This window comes from Brevibacillus sp. NRRL NRS-603, from assembly GCF_003013445.1.
Lineage (GTDB): Bacteria > Bacillota > Bacilli > Brevibacillales > Brevibacillaceae > Brevibacillus > Brevibacillus formosus.
Window position 1 is genome coordinate 1 of sequence record NZ_PXZN01000160.1, and the last position, 567, is coordinate 567.

1 protein-coding gene is annotated in these 567 nt (G+C 45.5%); it reads right to left on the bottom strand.

Annotation, left to right across the window (positions count from 1 at the left end; all coding sequences use genetic code 11):
- Positions 1 to 567, bottom strand: a 567-nt coding sequence (locus tag C7R94_RS29590) for a site-specific integrase (RefSeq protein ID WP_483296254.1), incomplete at both ends; no start/stop codon positions are given.

Consider the following 567-nt stretch of genomic DNA (forward strand, 5'->3'; position numbering starts at 1 on the left):
TCCATTATAATGTCGGATAGATCGAGACTGACAATCTCTGACACACGGAAGCCACCGGAGAGAATCATCGCGATCAAGGCAGTATCCCGGTCGCGGTTTTGCATGTGATACTGCTTCTTTTTTTCCGTATCACAATGAGCTAAATATCCGTTGTAGACAAAATCGACGAACTGATAGATTTCGTCGTCAATCAGGATTTTTGCCCGAATGGCGTGGGCGCGTGCGAGGGGAGTCAGCTCCGTGATCTCCAGCTCGATTTTGGCGAGTACATTTCGCGTCAAATACGATTCCCCATTCTCATCCTCAGCGAGGGCAGACAAGTAATGAAAAAGCGATTTCAGGCTTGATATTTTTCTACTGATGGTGCGGTCACTGTACTCTTTCTTCGCACTTTTGGTAGGGTTTGAGAGCAAAGCGGAACGCTCATATAAATGCGACTCCTGCAAGTATAATATGTAGCTTTCTACCGTTTCCTTCTTTAAGTCATTCAAATCGCTCAATGGAATGTCCTTCATATCCGTCGCGGTACTCAATCCTTCTGTCATCATCCAGCGAAAGAAAAAAGAG